The following is a 1,345-nucleotide window of genomic DNA, read 5'->3' on the forward strand; positions in this document are numbered from 1 at the left end:
ATCCGCAGCGGCGGCATGGCCGTGCGGGTGAACCAGTCCGACCACTCGCGCGGCAGCGTCGGCTCGGTGGCCCCGGCTTCGGTGACGCGGCGCAACAGGTCCAGCGGGCTCTCGTTCCAGCGGAAGTTGTTGACCTCGGCGGTGACCCGCCCGTCCTCCACCAGGTAGACGCCGTCGCGGGTGAGCCCGGTCAGCAGCAGCGTGGCCGGGTCCACCTCCCGGATATACCACAGCGTGGTGAGCAGCAGCCCGCGCTCGGTGTTCGCCACGAGTTCGTCGATGCTCGCCGTGGAACCGCCGGTGAGCAGCAGGTTCTCGCCGGGCACGGTCACGGTGGAGCCGAATTCGGCGGCGGTGGCCCGCGATTGGGCGAGCGCGTTGACCACGCCGTCGCGCACCCAGTCGACCCGCTCGGCGATCAGCCCGTTGTCGAAGACCGACAGGGTGTCCGAGGACGCCGAGGTCGCCACGAACGGCCGGTGCGGCAGCAGCGGGTCCGCCGGATCGGAGGTGAGCGTCAACGGCAGCTCGGTGAGCCGCTCGCCGATCCTGGTGCCGCCGCCCGGCGCGGCGAAGGCGTTGTGACCCTCGTGCGCGCCGCGCGCCTCCATCGCCCACGCGAGCGGGATCATCAGATCCGCCACCGCCGAGGGCGGCAGCAGCGTCTCGTAGCGCCCGGCGTCCAGGTGCACCGTCTTCGCCGACCAGTCCAGTCTGCGGGACAGTTCGGCGAGCAGGCCTGCCACGTCGACACCGACGAAATCGGGGGTGCTCGTGCCGACCCAGGCGCTGGCCGGATCGGCGTCGGGGCCGCGCTTGCCGTTGATCTCCAGCGTGCCGGTCGGTTGCGCGTAGCGCCTGCGCAGGCCGGTCGAGGTGCCGAGCCAGGTGGTGTGCACCCGGTGGTGGGCGAAGCCGTAGAGGCGGTCGGCGCCGTCGAAGCCGCCGGCGAGAGCGCGCGCCAGCTCGCCGAACACGTCGATGCCGGTGCTGCCCGGCTCGGCCGCCCAGTCCGGGGCGGGACCGTCGGCCGCCAGCAGCGGCACGGCGTCTTCGGCCGGTTCGGCGGTGCGGGCGGCCTCCTCGGCCGCGCGCACCACGGTCTCGATGTCGGCCTGGTCGACGCTGGTGGAGCCGACGCTGCCCACCCGCGCCGATGTCGGGCCGTCGCGGAAGATCGAGACCACGGCCCAGTGCCGCGACGCCGAGACGCCGTTGGTGGTCATCGAATTGCCCGCCCAGCGCAGCGAGGCCTCGTGCGCGTCGGTGACCAGCACGATCGACTCGTCGGCCCGGGACGCCGCCAGCGCCCGCTCGACCACCTCGCCCGCGGGCACCCCCAGTG

Annotated in this window: 1 protein-coding gene; it reads right to left on the reverse strand. The window is 73.6% G+C overall.

Annotation, left to right across the window (positions count from 1 at the left end; all coding sequences use genetic code 11):
* The coding region (locus QH283_RS20460; protein ID WP_280504595.1) for a metallopeptidase TldD-related protein at window positions 1–1,337 on the reverse strand (1,337 nt) is incomplete at its 3' end.
* Window positions 1,338–1,345 lie beyond the last annotated feature (8 nt).

Origin of the sequence: Nocardia farcinica (assembly GCF_029867845.1) — a bacterium.
Taxonomy (GTDB): Bacteria; Actinomycetota; Actinomycetes; order Mycobacteriales; family Mycobacteriaceae; genus Nocardia; species Nocardia farcinica_A.